General features: G+C 50.3%; 21 protein-coding genes, 18 tRNA genes and 3 rRNA genes. 38 read left to right on the top strand and 4 right to left on the bottom strand.

Features of this window, described 5'->3' with window-relative positions:
* The first annotated feature begins 73 nt into the window (after nucleotides 1-73).
* Nucleotides 74-499, top strand: coding sequence for a Fur family transcriptional regulator (locus tag QNH46_RS20355; RefSeq protein ID WP_155611972.1), 426 nt, complete (start codon nucleotides 74-76; stop codon nucleotides 497-499).
* Between the two features lie 153 nt (nucleotides 500-652).
* Entirely contained in the window at nucleotides 653-2,359 is a 1,707-nt protein-coding gene (locus QNH46_RS20350; protein WP_283928513.1) for a glycosyl hydrolase family 18 protein, read from the top strand.
* Nucleotides 2,360-2,417: 58 nt separating this feature from the next.
* Here the strand turns inward: QNH46_RS20350 and QNH46_RS20345 are convergent, their stop codons facing one another.
* Nucleotides 2,418-2,795: a YgzB family protein gene (locus tag QNH46_RS20345; protein ID WP_283925779.1), complete on the bottom strand. Its 378-nt coding sequence runs from the start codon at nucleotides 2,793-2,795 to the stop codon at nucleotides 2,418-2,420.
* Nucleotides 2,796-2,916: 121 nt separating this feature from the next.
* On the opposite strand from QNH46_RS20345, the gene QNH46_RS20340 reads away from it, so the two are divergent.
* The 23 genes from QNH46_RS20340 (at nucleotide 2,917) to QNH46_RS20230 (ending at nucleotide 12,404) form a co-directional block, all read left to right on the top strand.
* Nucleotides 2,917-3,804, top strand: a complete 888-nt coding sequence (locus QNH46_RS20340; protein WP_283925778.1) for a nucleotidyltransferase-like protein — start codon at nucleotides 2,917-2,919, stop codon at nucleotides 3,802-3,804.
* A gap of 330 nt (nucleotides 3,805-4,134) precedes the next feature.
* Nucleotides 4,135-5,690: ribosomal RNA gene (locus tag QNH46_RS20335) — 16S ribosomal RNA — on the top strand.
* Between the two features lie 83 nt (nucleotides 5,691-5,773).
* A 5S ribosomal RNA gene (rrf, locus tag QNH46_RS20330) occupies nucleotides 5,774-5,890 on the top strand.
* 45 nt (nucleotides 5,891-5,935) lie between these two features.
* A tRNA-Ile gene (locus tag QNH46_RS20325) sits at nucleotides 5,936-6,012 on the top strand.
* 41 nt (nucleotides 6,013-6,053) lie between these two features.
* Nucleotides 6,054-6,129 (top strand) — tRNA-Ala (locus QNH46_RS20320).
* A gap of 402 nt (nucleotides 6,130-6,531) precedes the next feature.
* Nucleotides 6,532-9,459: ribosomal RNA gene (locus tag QNH46_RS20315) — 23S ribosomal RNA — on the top strand.
* Together the 16S, 23S and 5S rRNA genes with 18 tRNA genes alongside form the textbook arrangement of a ribosomal RNA operon.
* A gap of 145 nt (nucleotides 9,460-9,604) precedes the next feature.
* Nucleotides 9,605-9,680: transfer RNA gene (locus QNH46_RS20310), tRNA-Asn, on the top strand.
* 3 nt (nucleotides 9,681-9,683) lie between these two features.
* Nucleotides 9,684-9,775 (top strand) — tRNA-Ser (locus QNH46_RS20305).
* 42 nt (nucleotides 9,776-9,817) lie between these two features.
* Nucleotides 9,818-9,892 (top strand) — tRNA-Glu (locus QNH46_RS20300).
* A 216-nt stretch (nucleotides 9,893-10,108) separates the two neighbouring features.
* A tRNA-Val gene (locus QNH46_RS20295) sits at nucleotides 10,109-10,184 on the top strand.
* Between the two features lie 12 nt (nucleotides 10,185-10,196).
* Nucleotides 10,197-10,270, top strand: a tRNA-Met gene (locus QNH46_RS20290).
* A gap of 16 nt (nucleotides 10,271-10,286) precedes the next feature.
* A tRNA-Asp gene (locus QNH46_RS20285) sits at nucleotides 10,287-10,363 on the top strand.
* 122 nt (nucleotides 10,364-10,485) lie between these two features.
* Nucleotides 10,486-10,561 (top strand) — tRNA-Phe (locus QNH46_RS20280).
* Nucleotides 10,562-10,584: 23 nt separating this feature from the next.
* Nucleotides 10,585-10,660: transfer RNA gene (locus QNH46_RS20275), tRNA-Thr, on the top strand.
* Nucleotides 10,661-10,663: 3 nt separating this feature from the next.
* Nucleotides 10,664-10,749: transfer RNA gene (locus tag QNH46_RS20270), tRNA-Tyr, on the top strand.
* Nucleotides 10,750-10,761: 12 nt separating this feature from the next.
* Nucleotides 10,762-10,835: transfer RNA gene (locus QNH46_RS20265), tRNA-Trp, on the top strand.
* Nucleotides 10,836-10,862: 27 nt separating this feature from the next.
* A tRNA-His gene (locus tag QNH46_RS20260) sits at nucleotides 10,863-10,938 on the top strand.
* Nucleotides 10,939-10,961: 23 nt separating this feature from the next.
* Nucleotides 10,962-11,037 (top strand) — tRNA-Gln (locus tag QNH46_RS20255).
* A gap of 6 nt (nucleotides 11,038-11,043) precedes the next feature.
* Nucleotides 11,044-11,118, top strand: a tRNA-Gly gene (locus tag QNH46_RS20250).
* A gap of 11 nt (nucleotides 11,119-11,129) precedes the next feature.
* Nucleotides 11,130-11,203: transfer RNA gene (locus tag QNH46_RS20245), tRNA-Cys, on the top strand.
* A gap of 11 nt (nucleotides 11,204-11,214) precedes the next feature.
* Nucleotides 11,215-11,300, top strand: a tRNA-Leu gene (locus QNH46_RS20240).
* Nucleotides 11,301-11,326: 26 nt separating this feature from the next.
* A tRNA-Leu gene (locus QNH46_RS20235) sits at nucleotides 11,327-11,408 on the top strand.
* Between the two features lie 168 nt (nucleotides 11,409-11,576).
* Entirely contained in the window at nucleotides 11,577-12,404 is an 828-nt protein-coding gene (locus QNH46_RS20230; RefSeq protein WP_283925777.1) for an aldo/keto reductase, read from the top strand.
* A 144-nt stretch (nucleotides 12,405-12,548) separates the two neighbouring features.
* Here the strand turns inward: QNH46_RS20230 and QNH46_RS20225 are convergent, their stop codons facing one another.
* Both QNH46_RS20225 and QNH46_RS20220 read right to left on the bottom strand, forming a co-directional pair.
* Nucleotides 12,549-13,043, bottom strand: a complete 495-nt coding sequence (locus tag QNH46_RS20225; RefSeq protein ID WP_155612604.1) for a cation:proton antiporter regulatory subunit — start codon at nucleotides 13,041-13,043, stop codon at nucleotides 12,549-12,551.
* Nucleotides 13,044-13,161: 118 nt separating this feature from the next.
* The gene (locus tag QNH46_RS20220) at nucleotides 13,162-13,512 is read right to left on the bottom strand and encodes a hypothetical protein (protein ID WP_283925776.1); all 351 of its coding nucleotides are present in this window, start codon (nucleotides 13,510-13,512) and stop codon (nucleotides 13,162-13,164) included.
* 580 nt (nucleotides 13,513-14,092) lie between these two features.
* On the opposite strand from QNH46_RS20220, the gene QNH46_RS20215 reads away from it, so the two are divergent.
* The 13 genes from QNH46_RS20215 (at nucleotide 14,093) to QNH46_RS20155 (ending at nucleotide 24,894) form a co-directional block, all read left to right on the top strand.
* Nucleotides 14,093-16,984, top strand: coding sequence for a Na+/H+ antiporter subunit A (locus tag QNH46_RS20215; RefSeq protein ID WP_283925775.1), 2,892 nt, complete (start codon nucleotides 14,093-14,095; stop codon nucleotides 16,982-16,984).
* Between the two features lie 2 nt (nucleotides 16,985-16,986).
* Complete coding sequence (locus tag QNH46_RS20210; RefSeq protein WP_283925774.1) at nucleotides 16,987-17,325, top strand: Na(+)/H(+) antiporter subunit C; 339 nt, start codon at nucleotides 16,987-16,989, stop codon at nucleotides 17,323-17,325.
* Nucleotides 17,318-18,799 carry a Na+/H+ antiporter subunit D gene (locus QNH46_RS20205; protein WP_283925773.1) on the top strand — a complete coding sequence of 494 codons (1,482 nt, stop codon included), beginning with the start codon at nucleotides 17,318-17,320 and terminating at the stop codon, nucleotides 18,797-18,799. Before QNH46_RS20210 ends, QNH46_RS20205 begins: the two co-directional genes overlap by 8 nt.
* Nucleotides 18,800-18,804: 5 nt before the next feature.
* On the top strand, nucleotides 18,805-19,281 hold the full coding sequence (locus tag QNH46_RS20200) for a Na+/H+ antiporter subunit E (protein WP_283925772.1): 477 nt from the start codon (nucleotides 18,805-18,807) through the stop codon (nucleotides 19,279-19,281).
* Nucleotides 19,278-19,571 (top strand): Na(+)/H(+) antiporter subunit F1, encoded by a 294-nt coding sequence (locus tag QNH46_RS20195; protein WP_283925771.1) that lies wholly within the window; start codon nucleotides 19,278-19,280, stop codon nucleotides 19,569-19,571. Before QNH46_RS20200 ends, QNH46_RS20195 begins: the two co-directional genes overlap by 4 nt.
* Nucleotides 19,555-19,962: a monovalent cation/H(+) antiporter subunit G gene (gene mnhG, locus QNH46_RS20190; RefSeq protein WP_283928512.1), complete on the top strand. Its 408-nt coding sequence runs from the start codon at nucleotides 19,555-19,557 to the stop codon at nucleotides 19,960-19,962. Before QNH46_RS20195 ends, mnhG begins: the two co-directional genes overlap by 17 nt.
* Before the next feature lie 197 nt (nucleotides 19,963-20,159).
* Complete coding sequence (locus tag QNH46_RS20185) at nucleotides 20,160-20,459, top strand: hypothetical protein (protein ID WP_213593104.1); 300 nt, start codon at nucleotides 20,160-20,162, stop codon at nucleotides 20,457-20,459.
* A gap of 52 nt (nucleotides 20,460-20,511) precedes the next feature.
* Entirely contained in the window at nucleotides 20,512-21,186 is a 675-nt protein-coding gene (locus QNH46_RS20180; RefSeq protein ID WP_283925770.1) for a PspA/IM30 family protein, read from the top strand.
* 5 nt (nucleotides 21,187-21,191) lie between these two features.
* Nucleotides 21,192-21,680: a PspC domain-containing protein gene (locus tag QNH46_RS20175; RefSeq protein ID WP_283925769.1), complete on the top strand. Its 489-nt coding sequence runs from the start codon at nucleotides 21,192-21,194 to the stop codon at nucleotides 21,678-21,680.
* 2 nt (nucleotides 21,681-21,682) lie between these two features.
* Nucleotides 21,683-22,390, top strand: a complete 708-nt coding sequence (locus tag QNH46_RS20170) for a PspA/IM30 family protein (RefSeq protein ID WP_283925768.1) — start codon at nucleotides 21,683-21,685, stop codon at nucleotides 22,388-22,390.
* Between the two features lie 124 nt (nucleotides 22,391-22,514).
* A complete protein-coding gene (liaF, locus tag QNH46_RS20165) occupies nucleotides 22,515-23,165 on the top strand; it encodes a cell wall-active antibiotics response protein LiaF (RefSeq protein ID WP_283925767.1) in 651 nt (216 codons plus the stop codon).
* A 21-nt stretch (nucleotides 23,166-23,186) separates the two neighbouring features.
* Nucleotides 23,187-24,260 (top strand): sensor histidine kinase, encoded by a 1,074-nt coding sequence (locus QNH46_RS20160; RefSeq protein ID WP_283925766.1) that lies wholly within the window; start codon nucleotides 23,187-23,189, stop codon nucleotides 24,258-24,260.
* Nucleotides 24,250-24,894, top strand: coding sequence for a response regulator (locus tag QNH46_RS20155; protein ID WP_373870990.1), 645 nt, complete (start codon nucleotides 24,250-24,252; stop codon nucleotides 24,892-24,894). Before QNH46_RS20160 ends, QNH46_RS20155 begins: the two co-directional genes overlap by 11 nt.
* A gap of 18 nt (nucleotides 24,895-24,912) precedes the next feature.
* Here the strand turns inward: QNH46_RS20155 and QNH46_RS20150 are convergent, their stop codons facing one another.
* Complete coding sequence (locus QNH46_RS20150) at nucleotides 24,913-26,073, bottom strand: Ger(x)C family spore germination protein (RefSeq protein ID WP_283925765.1); 1,161 nt, start codon at nucleotides 26,071-26,073, stop codon at nucleotides 24,913-24,915.
* Nucleotides 26,074-26,075: the final 2 nt, after the last annotated feature.

Below are 26,075 nucleotides of genomic sequence, written 5' to 3'. Positions count from 1 at the left end.
ATTGTAAAAGTACAATAAAGTTGTAAGAAGAAGAAGAGGGACTGTAAACGACCTCTTAAAGGCGGTGGACATAATGACTACGCGGGTACAGCATGCTCTGGATCAATTGAAACAGAGCGGGGTTCGAATTACGCCGCAGCGTCATGCCATTTTAACGTTTCTTATGGAATCGATGGGCCATCCGACGGCAGATGAAATCTACCGTGCTTTAGCGCCCCGTTTTCCGAATATGAGCGTGGCAACAGTTTATAACAATCTTAAGATGTTTATAGAAGCTGGCATGGTTCGGGAGCTGACCTATGGGGATAACTCCAGCCGTTTTGACGCGGACGTCTCGAATCATTATCATGTAATATGTGAGAAGTGTGGAAAAATAAAAGACTTCACTTACTCCTCGCTGGAGGATGTGGAACAAAAGGCCGAGGAGATGACCGGCTTCCAGGTGCACGGTCACCGATTGGAACTTTACGGGGTTTGCGGCGATTGCCGGAAACAATAATCATTTGACCTGCGGGTTTGGAAGAACGTGACGGATTCCTTCGTGAATTCTTCACGTTTTTGTTTTTTAGCCCCATACGATGGTGCTGTATCGCAATTATTATTTCTTTACTAATGGAGGTACTGAGGATTGAAGAATAGAAGAACGGCTCGCATGAGGCGCAAGCGCGGGGGCCGATTCAAGTGGTTCATCGTGCTTGTGCTGTTTGTGGCCGGGGCGTATTGGGCCGTGTCTGAGCTTCTGCCGAGCTGGGAGCATGCCGACCCGGACTGGAAGGGGAAATTCGATAAGCCGATATTCGTAGCAGGCGAAGTGATGGATTTGCCCGCCTTGGATAGCGGGGAGGGACTTAAGCTGCCTTTTTCCGTGATCCAGTCGGAAATTGACCCCAATGTAAGATATGAAGAAGAGACGAAGTCAGTCATTTTGACTACGCAGCGCAAGCTTGTCTTGATGAAGGCGGACGATATGAACGGAAAAATCAACAACAAGCCGGTTCAACTGCTGTTTGCTCCAGTCGAAAAGGAAGGGAATTTATACCTGCCTGCCTATTTACTGAAGGAGTTATATGGCATCGAGGTACATGAAGATACCGTTTCCGGTACAGTGCTGGTATATCGGGCCGGGGAGACGATACGGATGGCTCAAGTTCACAGTACCAGCCGGAGGAAGGATGCCACGGTGGCTTTAAGGCAGAGCGATAGCATTCATACTCCGATTTTAGCGGAGATGAAGCCGGGAGAGCAGCTGCGGATTTTGGACGAGACGGATAACTGGTATTATGTCCAGCTGAATAACGGCTATGCCGGATATGTGAAGAAAAAAAATGTCGCTCTGGAAGAGCAGATCGTGGTTCCACCCTTAGAGGAGCAGGCGGTTCCTCCGGCCAAGCAGAAATGGCAGTCCAAAGCCGTCAATTTGACCTGGGAGGCCGTGTATAACGTAGCGCCAAAGCCTTCATCCATCGGTGAAATGCCTGGCGTGAACGTAGTCAGTCCGACTTGGTTCTCGCTTGTGGACGGCAAGGGAAATGTGCAAAGCAAGGCCGATCACGCTTATGTGAAATGGGCCCACGGCCGGGGCATGCAGGTGTGGGGGTTGTTCAGCAACAGCTTCGAGCCGGAAATTACGTCAGAATCCTTATCCACATTTGAACGGCGCATAACGACGATCTTGCAAATGCTGCATTATGCAAAATTGTACGATTTAGACGGCATTAATATCGATTATGAAAATGTTTATACGAAAGACGGGGCCAATTTGACCCAATTTATGAGGGAATTATGGCCGCTGGCACAGGAGCAGGGATTGGTAGTTTCCATAGATGTGACTCCGAAGTCGAATAGTGAAATGTGGTCTGCGTTTCTGGATCGCAGAGCTTTGGCGAAGGTTACGGACTATTTGATCGTGATGGCTTACGATGAACATTGGGCAGCAAGTCCGGTTGCTGGTTCTGTAGCATCCTTGCCGTGGGTCCGTTCGTCAATGACGCGGATTATTGATGAGGATGATGTCCCCCCAAGCAAGCTGATTCTTGGCATTCCGTTATATATGCGGGTATGGACCGAAACCGTAGAAGAAGGGGCAACCAAGGTGAAGTCCAAAGCCATCGGCATGAAAAAAGCCCAGGAGATTATCAAGGAGAAGTCCCTGAAGCCTGAGTTTTCGGAAGAGACCGGACAGAATTACGTCGAGTATCGGGAAAACGGAGTTCTCCAGCGAATTTGGCTGGAAGACAAAGATTCACTGGCTCGCCGGGTAGAATTGGCGAAGTCGCTGCAGCTCGGAGGGATAGCAACGTGGAATCGGAGCTTTGCATCGAGCGATGCCTGGGACGTGCTGAGCAGAATCGCGGAATAGGTTTAACACAAAGAAAGGCGGGAACCTTGGGAGGCTCCCGCCTTTCTTTGTGTTATCATCAGTCGGCTGATTGTGCCGCAGTTTTTTGTTGTTGCAGTTGATCCGCTGTGATGTTTGCCCGTTCTGGATCTAAGGTTAGCATGGTTCTGCAGAACATGCAGCGATCCGTTTTACCCAGCATTTTGGTTAATTTATGACATTCCGGGCATTCCAGCTGTACGGCAGAGGTGGAGAGCATCCCGGCAATGAAATAAATGGCCAAGCTTCCGAGCATAGCGATAAGTCCGATGACAAGGCCGATCCCGGCAATGACTTTACCGGATTGTCCCCAGAAGACGATGCCGGCTGTTCCGAGGACCATAAGCCCCATGCCTATCATGGTCAGGAGTAGGCCCCATAGTCTGAATTCATTGATTTTGCTTGACTTGAAGAACATTTGAGCAAACCTCAATTCATGTTTTTTTAGGACGCTGCCTTAAAAAAAGCAGGAAACTTTAATATAGCGTAGAACTATATTATAACGAATTGGTTGAGTAACGCCAAGGTAGGGGGATATCGTGGAACCAACTATTTTTTCATTGGTTGATGAAGACAGCGTCGGCCGGCAAGCCTTAGGCGCTATCGGATACCGTCATGACAAAGGGGAATATCGCAGTTCGCTAGTATACGACTTTGAACTGGTTGTTATTACGGTATGTGAAGGGCGAAATGAAGCTGGCATCGAAATTGAACATTGCACGAACGGAGATATTCAATACCAGTTGCTCTATATCGGTAACAATGATTTAAAACGCTGGGTAATGACCGGTGAGAACCGGGAAATTCTACAGTGTTTTTTACATGGAGAAATTATTTGGGATATTGAAGGGGAATTGGCTCGATTGCGCAAGGAAATAATTGATTTTGGGGAGGATATGAAGGAACAACGCAAGTTTATTGAGTTTGCCAAGTTTCTGAAAGTGTATATAGAAGCGAAGCGTTATACCCAGGATCTTGATTTCCTCGATGCTTATTACCATGTTCTTCAGGCTTTGAAGCATTATGCTAGGATCGAATTGATCGAACAGGGAATGCTGCCGGAGAATAGCGTGTGGGAACAGGTGCGTCCCCTTAATTCCGTCGTTTATAAATTGTTTGACGAATTAACGGATAATAAAGAGACGTTGGAGCAGCGCATTCAGCTGGTGCTTCTGGCCTGTGAGTTCACAATCATATCCAAAATGGCCGACTGCTGTGCGGTGCTGCTTCGCATATTATCAAGCCGCAAAGAGGGTTGGAGCATTCAAGAGCTTAGACAATTGCCCGAGCTAGTTCATGTCCGTGAGGAAGTTCCGATGATACTGCGCAAGCTGGTGCACCACTCCTTGGCGAAAGAGGTTACAAGAGATCCGAAAGGATGCGGCGGCGAGGACCGTGAGATCAAGTATTTAGCAAGTAAATTATGAAGTCATTCATTTCCAATAAAATAAATATAAATAGAGATTGACTCTTCTGTATAATCTGTGTTAAATTAAATCTCGCCCCTTCAAGGCACCAAGTTATGAAGAAACATATACAGGCAACAGCCTAAAAAAGTTTTTTAAAAAACTTGTTGACTTAATCCGGGTGAACGTGATATATTATAAGAGTCGCTGCTGAAACAACGGCGACACGCGAAACAAGGTTGATCTTTGAAAACTGAACAACGAGTGAGCGGGTTTCACGGAAGTGAAATCTAAACAATAGAGTCAGATGCAAATCTGATCTCGTCAGATTCAAAATGAGCAAGTCAAACTTTATTGGAGAGTTTGATCCTGGCTCAGGACGAACGCTGGCGGCGTGCCTAATACATGCAAGTCGAGCGGAGTTATTTTGGAAGCTTGCTTCCGAAATAACTTAGCGGCGGACGGGTGAGTAATACGTAGGCAACCTGCCTGTAAGACTGGGATAACTGCCGGAAACGGTAGCTAATACCGGATAAATCATTTCACCGCATGGTGGAGTGCTGAAAGACGGAGCAATCTGTCACTTACAGATGGGCCTACGGCGCATTAGCTAGTTGGTGGGGTAAAGGCCTACCAAGGCGACGATGCGTAGCCGGCCTGAGAGGGTGAACGGCCACACTGGGACTGAGACACGGCCCAGACTCCTACGGGAGGCAGCAGTAGGGAATCTTCCGCAATGGACGAAAGTCTGACGGAGCAACGCCGCGTGAGTGATGAAGGTTTTCGGATCGTAAAGCTCTGTTGCCAGGGAAGAATGTCTTGGAGAGTAACTGCTCTGAGAGTGACGGTACCTGAGAAGAAAGCCCCGGCTAACTACGTGCCAGCAGCCGCGGTAATACGTAGGGGGCAAGCGTTGTCCGGAATTATTGGGCGTAAAGCGCGCGCAGGCGGTCATTTAAGTCTGGTGTATAAACTCGGGGCTCAACTCCGAGTCGCACTGGAAACTGGGTGACTTGAGTGCAGAAGAGGAGAGTGGAATTCCACGTGTAGCGGTGAAATGCGTAGAGATGTGGAGGAACACCAGTGGCGAAGGCGACTCTCTGGGCTGTAACTGACGCTGAGGCGCGAAAGCGTGGGTAGCAAACAGGATTAGATACCCTGGTAGTCCACGCCGTAAACGATGAATGCTAGGTGTTAGGGGTTTCGATACCCTTGGTGCCGAAGTTAACACATTAAGCATTCCGCCTGGGGAGTACGGTCGCAAGACTGAAACTCAAAGGAATTGACGGGGACCCGCACAAGCAGTGGAGTATGTGGTTTAATTCGAAGCAACGCGAAGAACCTTACCAGGTCTTGACATCCCTCTGACCGGCGCAGAGATGTGCCTTTCCTTCGGGACAGAGGAGACAGGTGGTGCATGGTTGTCGTCAGCTCGTGTCGTGAGATGTTGGGTTAAGTCCCGCAACGAGCGCAACCCTTAGGTTTAGTTGCCAGCACATGAAGGTGGGCACTCTAGATCGACTGCCGGTGACAAACCGGAGGAAGGTGGGGATGACGTCAAATCATCATGCCCCTTATGACCTGGGCTACACACGTACTACAATGGCCAGTACAACGGGAAGCGAAACCGCGAGGTGGAGCGAATCCTATCAAAGCTGGTCTCAGTTCGGATTGCAGGCTGCAACTCGCCTGCATGAAGTCGGAATTGCTAGTAATCGCGGATCAGCATGCCGCGGTGAATACGTTCCCGGGTCTTGTACACACCGCCCGTCACACCACGAGAGTTTACAACACCCGAAGTCGGTGAGGTAACCGCAAGGGGCCAGCCGCCGAAGGTGGGGTAGATGATTGGGGTGAAGTCGTAACAAGGTAGCCGTATCGGAAGGTGCGGCTGGATCACCTCCTTTCTATGGAGTACCTCGCTTCCGTAGCGAAGCGGTACAAATACAGCTCACTCGTTGGTCAGTTTTGAGAGTTCAACTCTCAAGCGTTTGGTGGCAATGGCGGAGGGGTTCCACACGTACCCATCTCGAACACGACCGTTAAGCCCTCCAGCGCCGATGGTACTTGGACCGCAGGGTCCTGGGAGAGTAGGACGTCGCCAAGCGCACCCCGTTTTATGGGTGTTATTTAAATTGAACATTCCCTGTATGGGCCCTTAGCTCAGCTGGTTAGAGCGCACCCCTGATAAGGGTGAGGTCGGTGGTTCGAGTCCACTAGGGCCCACCATACAACTCCATATTTGCTTACGTTTCTTATTGGAGTGATATGGGGCCATAGCTCAGCTGGGAGAGCGCCTGCCTTGCAAGCAGGAGGTCAGCGGTTCGATCCCGCTTGGCTCCACCATACACAATATCTCTTCCATAACTTACCGCTTGAATGGTGAGCGCGGATTTGATAAGATAGTCTTCCGCCGGTAAAATGGTGGTTGGACAATTTGCTGAAATTTTGAATGTCACTATGCGTGGACGTTACAAATTTCATCGTTGCTGATCATTACAACCTCACGAAGTGATGGCTGCACATGATCGAGCATTTGATCCTTGAAAACTGGATAACGAAACGAAATTTGCGTTTTAGAAAATTCCTTTTAGCTGAAACTTGTGTCTAACAAGTTTTGAATTAAAAGTGGCTAGCGTAGGTTTTGGGAATGGAGATTCTTTGTGAGACGATTTCTACCTTGTATGAATTTACTTGATCAAGAAATCGGCGAACAACAGAGCACCAGGCGCAAAACCGAAGCATTATGGTTAAGCTACTAAGAGCACACGGAGGATGCCTAGGCGCTAGGAGCCGAAGAAGGACGTGGCGAACAACGAAACTGCCTCGGGGAGCTGTAAGCAAGCTTTGATCCGGGGGTGTCCGAATGGGGAAACCCGGCTGTGTTCATACGCAGTCACTCACATCTGAATACATAGGGTGTGAAGAGGCATACCAGGGGAACTGAAACATCTAAGTACCCTGAGGAAGAGAAAACAAAAGTGATTCCGTCAGTAGCGGCGAGCGAACGCGGATTAGCCTAAACCAGAGAGCTTGCTCTCTGGGGTTGTGGGACGTCTCACATGGAGTTACAAAGGAACCGATTAGACGAACAGGTCTGGAAAGGCCGGCCATAGAAGGTAAAAGCCCTGTAATCGAAAGTCTGTTCCCTCCGAGACGGATCCCGAGTAGTGCGGGGCACGTGAAACCCCGTATGAATCTGCCAGGACCATCTGGTAAGGCTAAATACTCCCTAGCGACCGATAGTGAAGCAGTACCGTGAGGGAAAGGTGAAAAGCACCCCGGGAGGGGAGTGAAAAAGAACCTGAAACCGTGTGCTTACAAGAAGTCAGAGCCCTATTTATGGGTGATGGCGTGCCTTTTGTAGAATGAACCGGCGAGTTACGTTCCCGTGCAAGGTTAAGGTGAAGAGCCGAAGCCGCAGCGAAAGCGAGTCTGAATAGGGCGACTTAGTACGTGGACGTAGACCCGAAACCGGGTGATCTACCCCTGTCCAGGGTGAAGGTGCGGTAACACGCACTGGAGGCCCGAACCCACGTATGTTGAAAAATGCGGGGATGAGGTGGGGGTAGCGGAGAAATTCCAATCGAACTCGGAGATAGCTGGTTCTCCCCGAAATAGCTTTAGGGCTAGCCTCGGTGAATAGAGTCGTGGAGGTAGAGCACTGATTGGGTGCGGGGCCCGCCAAGGGTTACCAAGCTCAGTCAAACTCCGAATGCCATAGACTTATAACCGGGAGTCAGACAGTGAGTGCTAAGATCCATTGTCAAGAGGGAAACAGCCCAGACCATCAGCTAAGGTCCCCAAGTGTGTGTTAAGTGGGAAAGGATGTGGAGTTGCACAGACAACCAGGATGTTGGCTTAGAAGCAGCCACCATTTAAAGAGTGCGTAATAGCTCACTGGTCGAGTGACTCTGCGCCGAAAATGTAACGGGGCTAAACACACCACCGAAGCTATGGCTTGATGCTTTGCATCAGGGGTAGGGGAGCGTTGTATGCGGATTGAAGTTGGACCGGAAGGACTGGTGGACTGCATACAAGTGAGAATGCCGGTATGAGTAACGAAAAGATCAGTGAGAATCTGATCCGCCGAAAGCCCAAGGTTTCCTGAGGAAGGTTCGTCCGCTCAGGGTAAGTCGGGACCTAAGGCGAGGCCGAAAGGCGTAGTCGAAGGACAACAGGTTGAAATTCCTGTACCACCGTAATCCGTTATGAGCGATGGGGTGACGCAGTAGGGTAGTGACGCGAGCTGATGGATGCTCGTCCAAGCAGTGAGGCTGATGTGTAGGCAAATCCGCACATCGTAAGGCTGGGCTGTGATGGGGAGGGAAAATTTACAGTACCGAAGGTCATGATCTCACACTGCCAAGAAAAGCCTCTAGCCAGGAGAAGGTGCCCGTACCGCAAACCGACACAGGTAGGCGAGAAGAGAATTCTAAGGCGCGCGGAAGAACTCTCGTTAAGGAACTCGGCAAAATGACCCCGTAACTTTGGGAGAAGGGGTGCCCCGGTAGTGTGAATAGCACGAGGGGGCCGCAGTGAAAAGGCCCAAGCGACTGTTTAGCAAAAACACAGGTCTGTGCGAAGCCGTAAGGCGAAGTATACGGGCTGACGCCTGCCCGGTGCTGGAAGGTTAAGGGGAGCGGTTAGGGGTAACCCGAAGCTGTGAACCGAAGCCCCAGTAAACGGCGGCCGTAACTATAACGGTCCTAAGGTAGCGAAATTCCTTGTCAGGTAAATTCTGACCCGCACGAATGGCGTAACGACTTGGGCGCTGTCTCAACGAGAGATCCGGTGAAATTTTAATACCTGTGAAGATGCAGGTTACCCGCGACAAGACGGAAAGACCCCATGGAGCTTTACTACAGCTTGATATTGAACTTTGATGCGATTTGTACAGGATAGGTGGGAGCCTAGGAATCCGGAGCGCCAGCTTCGGTGGAGGCGCCGTTGGGATACCACCCTGATCGTATCGAAGTTCTAACCTGGGACCGTGATCCGGTTCGGGGACAGTGTCAGGTGGGTAGTTTGACTGGGGCGGTCGCCTCCTAAAGAGTAACGGAGGCGCCCCAAGGTTCCCTCAGAATGGTTGGAAATCATTCGCAGAGTGCAAAGGCAAAAGGGAGCTTGACTGCGAGACTGACAAGTCGAGCAGGGACGAAAGTCGGGCTTAGTGATCCGGTGGTACCGCATGGAAGGGCCATCGCTCAACGGATAAAAGCTACCCTGGGGATAACAGGCTTATCTCCCCCAAGAGTCCACATCGACGGGGAGGTTTGGCACCTCGATGTCGGCTCATCGCATCCTGGGGCTGAAGTAGGTCCCAAGGGTTGGGCTGTTCGCCCATTAAAGCGGTACGCGAGCTGGGTTCAGAACGTCGTGAGACAGTTCGGTCCCTATCTGTCGTGGGCGTAGGAAATTTGAGAGGAGCTGTCCTTAGTACGAGAGGACCGGGATGGACGCACCGCTGGTGCACCAGTTGTTCCGCCAGGAGCATAGCTGGGTAGCTACGTGCGGATGGGATAAACGCTGAAAGCATCTAAGCGTGAAGCCCTCCTCAAGATGAGATTTCCCAATTAGTAAGACCCCTTGAAGACGACGAGGTTGATAGGCCTGAGGTGGAAGTGCAGCAATGTATGGAGCTGACAGGTACTAATCGGTCGAGGGCTTATCCAAACTTTACCCCAAAAAGTGAAGCGGAGGTTTCGAAGAGTATACCGAATACTTTTCGGGGGCCCCGGTGAACCAAGTAAGGGCTAACACGCAAATGAAGTTTCGTATCCAGTTTTCAGGTGATCAAGTCATCTGAATATGATAATGTTCCCTGATAGCTCAGTCGGTAGAGCACTCGACTGTTAATCGAGTTGTCACAGGTTCGAGTCCTGTTCGGGGAGCCATATGGAGAGGTGTCCGAGTTGGCCGAAGGAGCACGATTGGAAATCGTGTAGGCGTCACAAGCGTCTCGAGGGTTCGAATCCCTCTCTCTCCGCCATCATTATTTTCTTAGTATCATAGCAGTGTGTGATACATATGTGGCCCGTTGGTCAAGGGGTTAAGACACCTCCCTTTCACGGAGGTAACAGGGGTTCGAATCCCCTACGGGTCACCATTATTTAACTAGATTTAATTGGGGATGAGAATCCCTTGGGGGTTCGTCGGAGCTTAAGCCTCGTTAGCAATAACATCGCAGTCTCGAACGAAGTGAGAGTATCCCCTACGGGTCACCACTTAATTCATATGCTTCGGTAGGGGTATACCTATAAGAATTCAAGAAAAGCTTGATTTCTAACCGGGTAATATGATACAATAGAAATTGTCTTTCCTCGGAGGCTTAGCTCAGCTGGGAGAGCATCTGCCTTACAAGCAGAGGGTCAGCGGTTCGATCCCGTTAGCCTCCACCATATTATAAATGACGCGGGGTGGAGCAGCTCGGTAGCTCGTCGGGCTCATAACCCGAAGGTCGCAGGTTCAAATCCTGTCCCCGCAATTGCAATATCTAGTGTGGAGCCGTGGTGTAGAGGCCTAACATGCCTGCCTGTCACGCAGGAGATCGCGGGTTCGAATCCCGTCGGCTCCGCCATTATAACCTCAAGCTAAGAGGTGAGAATCCGTAAGGGTTCACAGCTTGCTCTGGAAACCGTCACTTTAATGAGCTGGTCGCAGCGGAATAGGTGAAGAGGATCCAACGAACTATTCCTATAAGGCTCGGTAGCTCAGTCGGTAGAGCAGAGGACTGAAAATCCTCGTGTCGGCGGTTCGATTCCGTCCCGAGCCACCATGATTCACCTGATAATTGAAAACGCCGGTGTAGCTCAATTGGTAGAGCAACTGACTTGTAATCAGTAGGTTGGGGGTTCAAGTCCTCTCGCCGGCACCACATGGAGGCTTAGCGAAGTGGCCAAACGCAGCAGACTGTAAATCTGTTCTCGTACGAGTTCGGTGGTTCGAATCCATCAGCCTCCACCAGTTTTACCACATAGGGGCATAGTTTAAAGGTAGAACAGCGGTCTCCAAAACCGTTAGTGTGGGTTCAATTCCTGCTGCCCCTGCCAGTAAAACAATAGAATATTTATATTATGGCGGTCGTGGCGAAGGGGTTAACGCACCGGATTGTGGCTCCGGCATTCGTGGGTTCAAGTCCCATCGATCGCCCCATTTTTATCTTAAAAATCACATATTGGGGATTAGCCAAGCGGTAAGGCAACGGACTTTGACTCCGTCATTCCATAGGTTCGAATCCTATATCCCCAGCCATATGTTGCGGACGTGGCTCAGCGGTAGAGCATCGCCTTGCCAAGGCGAGGGTCGCGGGTTCGATTCCCGTCGTCCGCTCCATTTTTATATACGGCGCCATAGCCAAGTGGTAAGGCACAGCTCTGCAAAAGCTTTATCCCCAGTTCGAGTCTGGGTGGCGCCTCCATTTAATTCCCTGCGGGAGTGGCGGAATCGGCAGACGCACAGGACTTAAAATCCTGCGGTAGGTGACTATCGTACCAGTTCAAGTCTGGTCTTCCGCACTTGTTAAGTGATGGATTTATAGTGTGCCGATGTGGTGGAATTGGCAGACACGCCGCACTCAAAATGCGGTGCCGAGAGGCTTGCCGGTTCGAGTCCGGCCATCGGTATTATCGATAAGAAGGTATATGAAATTGTTTCTAGGAGCAATTTCATATACCTTCTTTTTTTGTGGCTAATATTCAGAGAAACGAAATTTGACATTAAGGATCGTAAGGTTTATTTTGGTTAGGGAGACGATGGGCAAACGATTCAAATTAAAGGAGGCGTCATACGAGATGAATCACATTCAATCTATGGTTACCTTGTCCAATGGAAGACAAATGCCGTGGCTGGGCCTCGGTGTCTATAAGATGAGTGAAGGCCAGGAGGTCATTGCTTCTATAGAAGCTGCCATCCGCAACGGTTATAGAAGCATTGACACTGCTGCTTTATACCAGAATGAAGAAGGGGTAGGCCAAGCGATTAAAGCATCCGGCATTTCCCGCGAAGAACTGTTTATTACTACGAAGGTCTGGAACTCCGATCAAGGCTACGATAGTACGCTGAAGGCTTTTGACGCGAGCATGAGTAAGCTTGGCCTCGATTATCTAGATCTCTATTTGATTCATTGGCCAGTCAAGGGCAAATATAAAGAAACGTGGAAAGCGCTTGAGCAGCTACATAAGGACGGGCGTGTTCGCTCTATTGGCGTATCGAACTTCCAGGTTCATCATTTGGAAGACCTGCTGGCAGACGCAGTGGTAAGACCGGTAGTCAATCAGGTTGAGCTGCATCCGCTGCTTAGCCAAGTGGAGTTGAGGGAATACTGCAAGTCACAAGGAATCCAAATCGAAGCCTGGTCCCCTCTTGCCCAAGGCAAACTTCTAGATAACGAATTACTGAAGGCTATCGGGGCAAAATACGGCAAATCAACGGCTCAGGTTATTATCCGGTGGGATCTGCAACATGGCATTGTAACCATTCCAAAATCATCTAATCCAGAACGGATTGTTGAAAATGCTAATGTTTTTGATTTCGAATTGACTGCAGAGGAAATGAAGCAAATTGACGGCCTGAATCAAGATCAGCGCGTTGGTCCTGATCCGGATCATTTCGATTTCTAATACTCCGTTCAGCAGCATTTATAATGCTAGAAATAGTAAGAAGCGCCCTAAGTTCAATTGAAACTTAGGGCGCTTTTTCATGCCGTCAAAGAGGCAAGGCGCTTCTTATTATAAACTTAAAATGGATGCTGTTAAAGAGAAAACTTAAGCACTTCCGTTCAGCAGAATCTGACGGATCTGCTGCTGATGCAGACGTTCGCCGATTACGACAACCAATGCGCCGGCAGTAAGGAGCAAATCCGGTCCAGGATTGATATGTTTGGAATGATTGCTCTCAACGACAGCAATGATCGTAGCGCTGGAGCGTTGACGTACGCGCAGCTCGCCGATCGTCTTGCCGATCGCCTTGTAGTGAGGTTCAAGTTTATACCATTCAATAATGAGATCGCCTAACGCGACTTCGATATTCTCCAATGGTGTAGGTTTGTAAGTAACTCCGCCAATAATGGCAGAAACATACCGGGCTTCCTCGTCGGTTAAAGATATTTTAGAGATGCTGTCGTCCGGGTTATCCGCTCCATAGTGATAAACTTCACGACGACCATCATCATGGATAGTAATAGTCAATTTCTCACCGCTGCGTGTTTCGATTTCAAATTTTTTGCCGATGCCCGGCAATTCGGTTTCTTTAAGATTCATTAGCTTCCGACCTCCAATATTAAGAAGTGTTATTTGTATAAGGTGTGTTTAATACAACCGCCGATCTTCCTTCACGAGCATGGGCGATAATTCTAGTTACTTATCATTTACATGTAAATCAAGCAGCATAAATGCTAGTAAATTTGATGGGTAACAGAAGGATTCGCTTCATGAATTGATAGAAAAATGGACGGAAATAGATCCCTGCCAAAGCAATTATACTACTGATTGCGGCGGGGATGACTAACAGGTAAAACGGGGATAGATCGTTGCCAAGCTTGACATGTGCTGGCGTCAGAAGGGCTGCCTTGTTCTCCGATTTGCGGAGGGGCTGTTCAGCTTCAACGGCCGTATGTTCGAAACTTGCGACATTTCCTGGATTTAGAGCTGGATGAGGAATAAAGAAAATCATGATTAGCGCAAAGACAGAGGCAGTAAACCATACCATCGTTTGCCGAATATGTATCATGATGCTTATCCCCTCTCTAAAATAGCTGCTAACCTTAAGGATAGCACACAATCCTTAGTATCTCAAAAGAATGATGATAAATTATTCGCCCAATTTCAAGGAAATCCTTCCGGATGAGAGGACGGTACGATTCGGATGTATTCCCGGGGCTGAAACGCAGCTGGGTTTCTTAATCCGATATTTAATTGCTGGAAGTACAAGCGTGATTGCTCAAGGGACATGAGTGGCGACAGCTGGCGGGCAAGAAACGCGGCACTGCAAATAATCACGAGAAATATGGATGAGCTGACGAGGATTTGGCGGACCGGCATGGAAATCACTCTCCTTCACTATAGAAAGTGATTTCCTTAATGAGCTATATATATACAGTTAGATTCGTGTTTACAACCGCTCAAAAAAAGGATATACTTTTGGATGTGCTTTATGTAATTATAACTTTAACCACATATTGATTTATCGGAGGAGCCTGCCAAACGCGGGCTCTTTTTGTGTTTTTTCAGCTATACCCTATTTATGTTCCGATGTGAATATGGCAAAGCTGATGAGACACAGGTTACACCGCGATGAAGGAGGAAAACTGTTGTCTACATTGCACGCAGCAATCATTTTACCATTTCTGCTGGCTGCAGGAGTTCCGCTGCTGAAGAAGCTGCCGGGAAATCCGCATCCGGGCTGGGCTGTTCTCTTAGGGCCTGCCGTTCTCTTTATTTATTTTCTGAGACAAATTCCGCTCGTTCAATCGGGTAACGGTTTGGCAGCCACCGTTCCTTGGATATCTTCTCTGGGCATCGATTTTACCGTGCTGCTTGACGGGTTGTCTCTGCTGTTCGCTTTACTCATTTCGGGGATCGGAACGCTGGTCGTACTTTATTCTATTTTTTATATGAGTCAGGAAAAAGAGGCTGTATACCGTTTCTCCGTCTACTTGCTTCTATTCATGGGGGCGATGCTAGGCGTCGTTTTATCAGACAATCTGATCGTTCTTTACGGATTCTGGGAGCTGACGAGCATCTCTTCCTTTTTGCTGATCGCTTTCTGGCATCACCGGGAACGCTCAAGATACGGGGCGTTCAAATCCATGCTCATTACCGTGTTTGGCGGTCTGGCGATGTTGGCTGGCTTCGTGTTGATTTATATTATGACCGGCACGTTCTCGGTGAGAGAAATCATTCAGAGCTCCGATATGATCATCGGCCATTCCCTGATGCTGCCTGCACTGCTGCTGGTGCTGCTCGGGGCCTTCACGAAATCTGCCCAGTTCCCGTTCCATATTTGGCTGCCGGATGCCATGGAGGCGCCGACCCCAGTGAGCGCATATTTGCACTCCGCAACGATGGTTAAGGCCGGGCTATACCTCGTAGCCAGATTTACGCCGGTGTTTTCAGGGCAAGCGGCCTGGTTCTGGCTTGTGTCTGGCGTAGGGCTAGTCACGTTGATCTTTGGTTCCTTCAAGGCAATCAAGCAGACCGACTTGAAAGCAATGCTGGCCTTCTCCACCATTAGCCAGCTGGGATTGATCATGGCTTTGCTCGGTCTCGGCTCGGCCTCGGGGTACTACACGGACGTCCATCAGTCCCTGTTTTATTCCAAGGCAACGATGGCTGCCATATTCCATCTGATGAATCACGCGGTATTTAAGGGAGCATTATTCATGGTCGTGGGGATCGTAGATCATGAGACGGGAACAAGGGACATCCGCAAGCTGGGCGGGTTAATGCGGCTTATGCCCGTAACGTTCTCGGTCGCTGCTATCGGGACATTGTCGATGGCCGGCATACCACCGTTCGGGGGCTTCCTCAGCAAAGAAATGTTCTTTACCGCAATCCTGAACACGCTTGAGATGGGTATATGGAGCATGGATACCTGGAGCACACTGTTTCCCCTGATTGCTTGGACAGCCAGTGTCTTTACATTTGCTTACAGCATGGTGCTGCTGTATAGGACATTTGCAGGGAAATTCAAACCGGAGCAGTTGACAAAACAGCCGCATGAGGCTCCGGCCGGCATGCTTGTACCGCCGGTTGTTTTAGCTGCTCTTGCACTCGTATTCGGACTGTTTCCCGGCCTGCTGTCGTATTCGTTAATCGAGCCGGCAATGGCTGCGATCCTGCCAGACTTGCTTGCGCCGGGCGAGAAGTTCCTCGTGTCCATTCAATTCTGGCATGGCTGGACGCCGGAGGTATTCATGACACTGGGCGTTATCGCTGCGGGCGTTCTGGTAGTTGCGGTTCAGCCTAAACTCAAAGCGTTGAATAGCCCTTGGTTTGCCCGCTTCTCCCTGAACGGTGTTTACGATACGGGACTCAGAACGATGGAGCGGTCGTCGCAGGGGCTGACGAATAAATATATGACCGGCTCCGTACGGCATTACTTGATTTATATTTTTACATTTTTCGTACTTGCACTAGGGGCCATTATGCTTGCATTTGACGGCTTCAGCCTGGATAGCAGCAGCTACGCTCCGGTCACGGTATACGAGGCAGCTATTTTGCTTGCCCTCATTATAGCCGCGATCGCGGTGCCCTTTGCCAACTCGCGTTTGCTGGCGATTATTTTGACGGGGGCCGTGGGCTATATGGTGTCCTTGTTCTTCGTCATTTTTCGGGCACCGGATCTTGCGCTTACCCAGCTTATCGTGGAGACGGTATCGGTCACACTATTCCTGCTCTGCTTCTATCATTTGCCGAAGCTTAAGAAGGAGCTGTCCGTCCTTAAATTCAAGCTTGCGAATTTCCTGGTTTCCTTGGGTGTGGGCGCAATGGTTACCCTGATAGCACTTAGCGCTTTAAGTGAGGGAAGCAGCCATCCCTTTGAATCGATATCGAAATTCTTCCTGGAGGCTAGCTATACGCTGGCTGGCGGCAAAAATGTCGTCAACGTCATTCTGGTGGACTTCCGCGGCTTCGATACCATGCTGGAAATCGTGGTGCTTGGCATCGCCTCGCTTGGCATCTTTGCGCTGATTCGCTTGAATTTGGACGAAAGCCATGAACCGCTCGCTTCGCGCATGAGCTCGGGGAAACGACAAACTGGAGGCAAGCTTCCAGCGATAAGAAGCAATGATGTTATTTTGCGGATGACCTCAAGGGTAGCCATGTTCATTATCCTGACCTTCTCCCTGTATTTGTTTTTTGCCGGCCATAATAACCCGGGAGGCGGGTTCATCGGCGGACTGATGACTTCGGCAGCGCTCGTGCTGCTTGCTATCGCCTATGGACAAGAGGTTATGCGCAGCATTGTCCCGCTTGACTTCCGGAAAGTCATGGCCTCGGGCTTGTTCATTGCCTTTTTGACGGGACTAGGCTCGCTTTGGTTTGGCGTACCCTTCCTCAGTCATGCGTTTGGACATGCACATTTGTCGATTCTCGGAGAGGTCGAGCTGGCTACGGCGGTCATTTTCGACCTGGGCGTGTATTTAACCGTCGTGGGGGTCACGATGACGATTATTCTTGAGATCGGGAGGGATCGGTAATCATGGAATTAATGATGTCAATAGCCGTCGGCATCCTGTTCATGGTCGGAGTGTATCTGATCCTTACCAGGAGCTTGCTGCGCATCATACTCGGGACGTCCCTGCTGACGCATGCGGTGCATTTGCTGTTGTTAACAATGGCCCGTTTGAAGAAGGGGGCGCCTCCGCTGCTTGGCGAGCATGCCTCCGCCTATACGGATCCGGTTCCCGCGGCTCTTATATTAACATCTATAGTAATTAGCTTCGGAGTCACATCCTTCTTCTTTGTACTCGCCTATAAGGCGTATCAAAAATTGAAGACGGATGATATGGAGCAGTTAAGGGGGGAAGAAGGTGAATAATTTGCTTGTATTTCCACTCATAATTCCTCTGCTGACTGCAGTTGCTCTTATTTTTGCCCATAGCCGGGTAATGCTGCAAAGATGGATCAATGCCACAGGGGCAGTGCTGAATATTCTCGCGGCGGTCCTCATCGTCCGAGAGGTTAGACTGAACGGTATCCAGACTTTGCATATGGGGGGCTGGGCTCCGCCGTACGGGATCGTGTTCACCGCGGATATGCTGGCCGCGCTGCTTGTCCTAACGACAACGGTGCTCAGTACGGCATGTTTGTTCTATGCCTTCGGCAGCATTGGCAGGGAGAGGGAGCGGCATTATTTTCATCCGTTCTTTCAGTTTCTGATCGTAGGCGTGAACGGTTCGTTTTTGACGGGGGATCTGTTCAACCTATTCGTCTGCTTTGAGGTGATGCTGATCTCATCCTACGCTTTGATCGTGCTTGGCGGCACGAAACGGCAGCTGAGGGAGACGCTGAAATATATTCTGGTCAATATCGTGTCCTCCACCTTCTTCGTAGCTGCGATTGCCTACTTATACGGTGTCGCGGGAACGCTGAACATGGCACATTTATCGCTTCGCATAGCCGAGGCGGGACAGGGCGGGATAATTAATGTCATCGCCGTGCTATTTCTCATCGTATTTGCACTTAAAGCGGGCCTGTTCCTGTTCTTCTGGCTGCCGGGCTCATACAGTGCCCCGCCAACGGCGGTAAAGGCTTTGTTCGGCGCATTGCTGACCAAGGTCGGCATTTATGCGATTGCCCGAACCTTCAGCCTCATATTCTATCATCAGCCGGAGCTTACCCATTCGCTAATCGGTTGGATGGCTATGCTGACGATGATATTAGGCGGGATCGGTGCAGTCGCTTATTCCGATATCCACCGGATCATCAACTATAACGTTGTGATCGGGATCGGCTTTATTTCCTTCGGAATCGCCACGGCGACCAAGACATCTATGGATGGCGTCGTCTTTTATCTGATTCATGACATGATCGCCAAAGCGCTGCTGTTCCTGCTGGGGGGGATGCTCATCAAAGCTGCGGGCACCAGTGATTTGCGGCAAATGGGCGGACTGATGAAGCGTTATCCGCTACTGGGCTGGATGTTCTTTAGCGTAACGTTTGCGCTCGTGGGCGTGCCTCCGCTCAGCGGATTTACGGGCAAGCTGCTGATCATTCAGGGCGGGTTTGCATCGGGGCATTATTTATGGACAGGAATTGCGCTTGCATCCAGCCTGATCGTACTTTATTCACTGATGCGTGTATTTATCGGAGCTTTTTATGGCGACGAAGAGCAGCCTGCTGCTGTACAGGAGCCTGTCCGGTTAAAAGGGCTGGTATCCGCGGCTGCTGCCTTGCTCGCCCTTATCCTAGTTATTGGCATAGGCTCGGAACGGGTATACTCGTATTCCTCTCAAGCAGGGGGTGTGCTGGTGAACCCCGCCATTTATACTGATGCCGTGTTGAAGGAGTAGATGATATGGCGCTTCAAATATTATTAAATTTCCTGATCGCCGTGATCTGGATGTTCTTGAACAATAACTGGTCGGCCTCCGGGCTGATTGTGGGTTATATGATAGGCTTGGCCTTGATAGGCCTGTTCGGCCGCTTTTGGCCGCAGGGCTTCTATATGAGGAAGGTGTGGGCGATGATCAAACTGCTTGCACTGTTCATTAAAGAGCTCTTTAAATCGAGCTTTGTGGTCATCGGACAGGTGCTTTCTCCGAAGCTGAATATTCGTCCCGGTATTTTCGCTTATAAGACCGAGCTGACTGGTGATTGGGAAGTCACGATTTTAGCCAACCTGATTACGCTGACGCCGGGAACACTGACGCTTGATGTATCCAGAGAAGGTTCTACCTTGTATATCCATGCGATGGATATAGGTGATGTTGATAAGCTCTGCAGCGAAATCAGAAGCACGTTCGAAAAAGCAATCCTGGAGGTGACGAGATGATAAACGGAATATTATTCGCTGCGCTTGTTATTATATCGTTGGCGATACTAGGATGCTTGTACCGTTTGATGAAGGGGCCTTCCATGGCTGACCGCATTACGTCGCTGGATACGATCGGCATCAATCTGCTGGCCATGGTAGCCGTACTCTGCATGCTGATGAGGACGGAAGCATATTTCGAAATCATTCTTCTGATCGGTATTCTATCTTTCATCGGAACGACCGCTTTTGCCCGGTACATTGAGCGTGGCGTTGTCATTGAGCAGCGAGGTGATGATGATGATCGGTGAGCTTCTGATCGGCTTGCTCGTACTGTTTGGGGCCGTAGTCAGCGCGTTAAGCGCCTTTGGGCTGATACGGCTTCCCGATGTATATTTGCGGTCGCATGCGGCCACAAAAAGCACGACGCTCGGCGTATTATGCATATTGAGCGGGGCCTTCCTGTACTTCATGTTCTATCTGGATCATGTCAGCGCCAAGCTGCTGCTCGGCATCGTCTTCGTCTTCATTACCTCGCCGGTGGCAGGCCATCTGAACGGCAGGGCTGCTCACCGGACCGGAGTGCCTTTATGGAAGGGCAGCGTTCGGGACGACCTGAGCGAGGCCATGAGACGGGAGGAGCAGGGACGGCAGGTGCAGCAGAAAGACGGAAGCAAGCTGGAGCAAGACAATAGGAATTAAAGATGTGCAGCCTGCCCAAGTTACCCGGGCAGGCTGTTGCTATTTATCCAGTAGTCGGACAACTGGTCTTCAGGGTCTTAAGGCCACCTCGACTTAGGTCTAGGAAGAAAAACCGTCCGTAGTCCGTTTTGAATAAACGCTTTTCCACCTACAATAAGGACATAAGGTTGATACTTACGAAAGGCGGTGACTAATAAATGAGAGCAAATCGATCAAGCGGGTTCGCAATCGTACTTATTGTCCTGGGGGGATTAATCCTGCTGGGCAAGCTTACCCCGCTGCTGGGCAGTCTATTCGGATTGTTGTTCGCAGTAGCATTGATCGGTCTTGGTTACTATGGTATTCGCCGGGGCAACGCTTTTTTTGGATGGATTGTCCTCCTCTTTGGGATCATATCCTTAATGAACAAGTTGGCGTGGCTCATCGTACCGGCAATCGGGATCGGCTTGATCGTCTTCGGCATTTATTCACTGAATGGAAGACGGCGGGGATATTGATCACATATATCGAATAATGATGAACCGATTTGGTTAGGAGGGATGGGATGTCATGAGTGTATTTCGTCGAGTACGGGATATTACGGTAGCTAATTTAAATGAACGGTTGGAGCAGTCTCAAGATCCGGTGCGGTTAATCGATCAATTCCTGATTGAGACCCGCCAGGAGATCGCCGAGGCAGAGAAGCTGCATCAGCAGTATGCAGGGCATACGAAGCAATTGAAGCAGCAGGTGGACCAGGCCAAGGTGATGCGCGACCGCAGGGAAGAGCAGGCGCTGCTTGCCCTTAAAGCGGAGGAAGAGCGTCTGGCGAAGCTGGCTCTGCAGGAAAAAATGCTCTATGAAGAGAAGATCGAGCAATACTCTGAACTGTACGCGCAAAGCCTTGAGTCTTTGCAGGAATTGGAAAGCCAGCTGAATGAATTGAAAACAGAATATCAAGTGGTATACAGCAAACGGCAGTATTACTACGCAAGAATGGAGACGCTCCGTCTGCAGCAGCGTATGAACCAGCGGATGAGTGGGTACGGTACACAAGACGTGCCGAAAATGTTCCACCGCCTGGAAGACCGGGTGTCCGATATGGAATGGGAAGCCCGCAGCCTGCGGGAACTGAGAAGATCAGGCCAGGATTTCCTAAATCAGGCTGGATCGGCTCTGCAATCGACATTGGAACAGGAGCTCTCCCGTTTGAAGCAGAAGCTGAATAACAAAGGAGAGGAGTAGGATCGATGGGAACTCTATACCGTTCCAGACGTGATCGTTGGTTCAGCGGTCTGATCGGCGGACTTGGCGAATATTTTGGCATCAGCGTAACCGCGCTTCGGCTGCTGGCGATTATCAGTGTATTCATTACAGGCGGAACTACCATCGTGATTTATTTGATTGCAACACTGGTCATTTCGAAAGAGCCTTATATTCCCCGCGATCCATACTACAATGGAGGCTGGCAAGGCGGCGGGCAGCATAACCACGGGTACGGCAATCCAGGCAACCCGGGCAATCCGGGCAATCCGTACCGCGACCCGCAGTATGCCGATCCGCGTTACGCCGGACCCAGCTATAACGATCCGCGTTACCAGCAGCAATCGGCATTCGGCAGCAGCGCATCGAATTTAGATTCGATGATGGAAGATATTGAGAAGAAAGCGATGGAGAAAGAGCTGGAGGAGCTTCGCAGAAAATTATCCAAATACGAGAACGAGAAGGGAGATAAATAACCATGGGAGTATTCAAAAGAATTAAAGATATTACGAAAGCATCCATCAATGACATGCTGGATAAAGTAGAGGATCCGGTAGTGATGCTCAATCAGTACCTGCGCGACATGGAGACTGAAATCCGTGACGCAGAGGTAACGGTGGCGAAGCAAATGGCGAACGAGCGCAGAATGAAGCATCGTCTGGAAGAGGCGATCCGCATTTCCGCACAAAGAGAGAGCCAAGCTGAGGCAGCGCTCAAGAACGGGCAGGAGGAAGTAGCCCGCAAGCTGCTGGAAGAGAAAATTATGTATGATCAGAAGCAACTGGAGTTCAGTGATCTGCATGTCCAAGCGGAAGCGCAGGCTCAGGAGCTCAAACAGCAGCTGCATGACATGAAGGATGAGTATTACAAGCTGCGCAACAAACGCAACGAGCTGGTCAGCCGTGCACAAATGGCCAAAGCCAGAAAGCAAATGTCGCAAATCAATACACTCAATACAATTGAGAGCGGCAGCGCGTCCCTCGGCTTCCACCGGATGGAAGAGAAAATCATGCAGCTTGAGGCAGAAGCTGAAGTAGCCGGAATCGGTTACCGCGGAGTCGGCAGCTCCGGTTCATCGTACATCAGCCCTGCTGATGCCGAGAAGCAGGTCAAGGTGGATGAGCAGCTGGAGGCCCTGAAAGCTAAGCTGAACCCTTCGGCTAATCGGGCAGAAAGCAAGGAATAACAGCTACACGACTACAGGACATTGTGATATGCTATGTAATGGTTAAAGCCATGCGGTATGATTTATATACTGTTATGGCTTTTCCACTTACATTCTCACATATGAACTGATCTGGAGGTGCGGCATGGATAGGCATAGAAGCTTATTGGCCATCGGATTGATCGGGCTGGGCATATTTATTATTTTCGGCCAGGGGCTGGGCTTTTTTACCATCGTCGCGATTTTGATATTAGGCTATGGCATTTATAAAATCCGTCTTGGTGACGACGTAAAAATCGGTTATATTTTACTGGCGATCGGCGGAGGCATGATTCTGCTGCATCATTTTATGATCGTGGTCGCCATTGTCATGATTTCGCTCGGGTTGTATTATGCGAAGATGAAGAAAGTGCATCCGGCAGGCAACCATGTTCAGAAGCAAAACGTTACATCGAGCATTCACTGGGATCGCGACCCGTGGACGCTGCGGAATACAAGCATGTGGCATGTGCTTGGGGAAGTGAACATCGATCTGTCGCTTGCCATGGTGGAAGACCAGAATAATGTGCTTATGTTCCAGGGAATTGTCGGCGACATTGATTTGGTCGTATCCGAGGATTACGGCGTGGAGGTTGAGGCCTTCGCTCTCTTCGGGCAAATTGATTTAGACGATGAGAAGGAGACGGGAATGCTGAATCGCGTATACTGGAAGTCTCCGAACTATGAGCAACGGGATCAAAAGGTGAAAATTATAATTTCCTACCTTGTAGGGAATGTCGATATACATTTGACTTAATTACAGGAGGATTGACCTGCCATGAGAAAGAAAAAGCCGTCCAACATGGTATCTCGCAGTATGCGGGATGGGATCCTCCTGTCTTTTGTGCTGCTTGCGGGAATCATTTATATTTTGTATACATACGGGTATTTCTTACCATCAACATCCTGGAAAACCGGCATTCAGGCCGGATTGACCTTATTTACACTGCTCCTTGTCATCGGGGCGGTGTACGGGTTCCTTCAGGGCTACCGCGCCAAACGAAGGATCGATTTGCTTCGTGATTCCCTGCTGCAATGGGAGAAGGGGAATCAGACAGGAATGGTTCCGAAGCTGGGTGAGGATGAGTTGGGCCGGCTCGGGGAGCAGCTGGAGAGGATCGGGAAACGCTGGGAGGAGCAGGTAACCTCCTTGCAGCGTTTGTCTACGCATAATGCTCAGCTGGCCGAGCAGGCGAGGGTATCGGCGATCGTCGAGGAGCGTCAGCGGCTGGCCCGCGAGCTCCATGATGCGGTCTCCCAACAGCTGTTCGCGATATCGATGACGGCGACGGCGGTAGGCCGTACCTTGGAGAAGGATTTCGACAAGGCCCAGCGCCAGGTGGAGCTGATCGAGGAAATGGCCTCGGTGGCCCAGTCGGAGATGAGAGCTCTGCTGCTGCACCTCCGTCCGGTTTATCTGGAGGGCAAGGCGCTGTCTCAAGGGCTGCTGGAGCTGGTACGCGAGCTGAAGACGAAGGTTCCTATGGATTTAACGCTGGAAATCGATGAGGATTTGAAGCTCAGCAAGGGCATAGAGAATCATTTGTTCCGCATTATCCAGGAGGCCATGTCGAATACGCTGCGGCACGCCAAGGCCGATAAGATGGAGATACGCATTCATAGAAAGGCGGAGACGGTCAAGGTTATTCTCCGCGACAACGGGGTAGGCTTTGAGCTTGACGAGAAGAAGCAGGCGTCCTATGGCTTATCCACAATGCAGGAGCGCGTACATGAGATCGGCGGCTCGATTCAATTCATTACCGCCCCGGGCAAAGGGACGCGGATCGAAATTACCGTACCGTTAATGACCGAAGAGAGTGGAGAGGAGGAGTATCATGGAGATGGACAATGATATCAAAGTACTGCTGGTGGACGACCATGAAATGGTCAGGATCGGCCTGGCTGCCGTGCTCGGCACGGAAGAAGGCATTGAAGTGGTCGGCGAGGCAAGCAGCGGAGAGGAAGGCATCAGGCTCGCCCAGGAATACAAGCCGGACGTAGTACTGATGGATCTCGTCATGGAAGGGATGGACGGAATCGAGACGACACGGCAGCTGCTGAAGCTCTATCCTGATTGCAAGGTTATCGTCCTGACGAGTTATCTCGACGATGAGAAAATGTACCCCGTCATCGAGGCGGGTGCGTTCAGCTATCTTCTAAAGACGTCGCGGGCTTCTGAGGTAGCCGACGCTATTCGTGCTGCGGCGCGAGGCCAGTCTGTTCTCGAATCGCAGGTCGCTTCCAAAATGATGAACCGGTTCCGACAGCCGAAGACCGAGACGCCGGCCCATGAGGAGCTTACAGAACGGGAGATGGACGTGCTGCGCTTGCTCGCCCAAGGGAAATCCAATCAGGATATCGCTGACGATCTGGTGATCGGCATTAAAACCGTAAAGTTCCACGTCACGAATATTTTGGCCAAACTGGGTGTAGAAGATCGCACTCAAGCCGCTATCTATGCTTACAAAAACGGGCTGGCGGAATAGGCGCTAACTGTTGCATGGCTAATGATATTTGAGCTTGTAGGTGCTGGAATGCATCAGCTTCACATCTACGTCCGCATCCTCAAGCTGAAACGATGAGAGAAGATGATCCTGGCCACCGGGTCCGGCGGTCATCTTTTTCCATTGGCGGTTGAACCTTCGATACAACATGTCCTCTAACCCGTAAATGTCGATATTTTTTGCCTTGGCGGCATGGAAACTGCCGGTGATTTGTTGTTTGATTTGAGCGGCTGCGGCTTCTTTGATTTGGAGGGAAGTCGGCACCGGTTGTCCAGCCACCTCGGAAACCGCCGCGGTTACTTTGAGTTTTACGGTAAACTTCACTTGCCCTCCGTCCAAACGCACTTTCACCAATGGCTCAGAATTTAGAATATTGATCTGAGCCTGGCCGCCGTCCTTTATTTTTAGCAGCAAAGGATATCTGTGCATGTTCTTGAAGGCCACCCACCTCGCCCCGTTTAGCAGCCCGTCATCCAGATATCCCTTGTTCTCACCTTTGGAAATAACATAAGCCCCATCCAGTCTGACCAGAGAAATGGGCTTCTCCTTCGATGACCATACCTTATCCGTCAGCTTAATGGATGGGAGCAACACGGTCGCAGCAGGCTCCCTAATCCCGTTTATCAGCTTCATGAGACGCAATGGCTCTATAGTAGAGAGCTGCTCGTATACCTCCCGCGGATCCATCAATTCGGAGTTCAGGGCGGACTGATTCAATAGCGATACCCCCGATAAAATAGAAGGAATGTCCTGCTCGGTTCCGTAGACCCAAGGCGTATAACGCAGCTCGCTGGAACGCAGGAGCGAGTTCAGGCACTCGCCCAGATTGCTGTTAAGCAGCGATTTGGAGAAGACGATGGCTTTGACATGAGTCCATAACGTTTTCTGCTGCGAAGCCGGGTAGATGCTCATAAGAGCCTTCGAGATCGTCTCCCCTTTGCCAGTAGCAATCCATACTCCGGTCTCTTCCGTGTTGACAGAGCTTTCCTGCTTGGAAATGTCGCCGAAGGCGAGAACCTGCGCATAGATCGTGTATTCTCCTTTAACATAATCGATGCCTAGTGCCGTAATGAAATTGATGCTCTGGGGTTCTTTGGCGTCCCAGCAGCCGGATAACAGGACAGCCTTGCAAGCGGCGATGAGGGCAAACTTTCGTTTCACCG

Source organism: Paenibacillus woosongensis (genome assembly GCF_030122845.1).
GTDB lineage: Bacteria > Bacillota > Bacilli > Paenibacillales > Paenibacillaceae > Fontibacillus > Fontibacillus woosongensis_A.
This window is presented reverse-complemented; position numbering and strand designations above follow the sequence as displayed.

Excerpts from the sequence above, each read along its gene's own strand:
- QNH46_RS20355 (WP_155611972.1), top strand. The coding sequence starts at position 74 with ATGACTACGCGGGTACAGCATGCTCTGGATCAATTGAAACAGAGCGGG.
- QNH46_RS20350 (WP_283928513.1), top strand. The coding sequence starts at position 653 with ATGAGGCGCAAGCGCGGGGGCCGATTCAAGTGGTTCATCGTGCTTGTG.
- QNH46_RS20345 (WP_283925779.1), bottom strand. The coding sequence starts at position 2,795 with ATGTTCTTCAAGTCAAGCAAAATCAATGAATTCAGACTATGGGGCCTA.
- QNH46_RS20230 (WP_283925777.1), top strand. The coding sequence starts at position 11,577 with ATGAATCACATTCAATCTATGGTTACCTTGTCCAATGGAAGACAAATG.
- QNH46_RS20225 (WP_155612604.1), bottom strand. The coding sequence starts at position 13,043 with ATGAATCTTAAAGAAACCGAATTGCCGGGCATCGGCAAAAAATTTGAA.
- QNH46_RS20220 (WP_283925776.1), bottom strand. The coding sequence starts at position 13,512 with ATGATACATATTCGGCAAACGATGGTATGGTTTACTGCCTCTGTCTTT.
- QNH46_RS20210 (WP_283925774.1), top strand. The coding sequence starts at position 16,987 with ATGGAATTAATGATGTCAATAGCCGTCGGCATCCTGTTCATGGTCGGA.
- QNH46_RS20200 (WP_283925772.1), top strand. The coding sequence starts at position 18,805 with ATGGCGCTTCAAATATTATTAAATTTCCTGATCGCCGTGATCTGGATG.
- QNH46_RS20195 (WP_283925771.1), top strand. The coding sequence starts at position 19,278 with ATGATAAACGGAATATTATTCGCTGCGCTTGTTATTATATCGTTGGCG.
- mnhG (WP_283928512.1), top strand. The coding sequence starts at position 19,555 with ATGATGATGATCGGTGAGCTTCTGATCGGCTTGCTCGTACTGTTTGGG.
- QNH46_RS20185 (WP_213593104.1), top strand. The coding sequence starts at position 20,160 with ATGAGAGCAAATCGATCAAGCGGGTTCGCAATCGTACTTATTGTCCTG.
- QNH46_RS20180 (WP_283925770.1), top strand. The coding sequence starts at position 20,512 with ATGAGTGTATTTCGTCGAGTACGGGATATTACGGTAGCTAATTTAAAT.
- QNH46_RS20175 (WP_283925769.1), top strand. The coding sequence starts at position 21,192 with ATGGGAACTCTATACCGTTCCAGACGTGATCGTTGGTTCAGCGGTCTG.
- QNH46_RS20170 (WP_283925768.1), top strand. The coding sequence starts at position 21,683 with ATGGGAGTATTCAAAAGAATTAAAGATATTACGAAAGCATCCATCAAT.
- liaF (WP_283925767.1), top strand. The coding sequence starts at position 22,515 with ATGGATAGGCATAGAAGCTTATTGGCCATCGGATTGATCGGGCTGGGC.
- QNH46_RS20160 (WP_283925766.1), top strand. The coding sequence starts at position 23,187 with ATGAGAAAGAAAAAGCCGTCCAACATGGTATCTCGCAGTATGCGGGAT.
- QNH46_RS20155 (WP_373870990.1), top strand. The coding sequence starts at position 24,250 with ATGGACAATGATATCAAAGTACTGCTGGTGGACGACCATGAAATGGTC.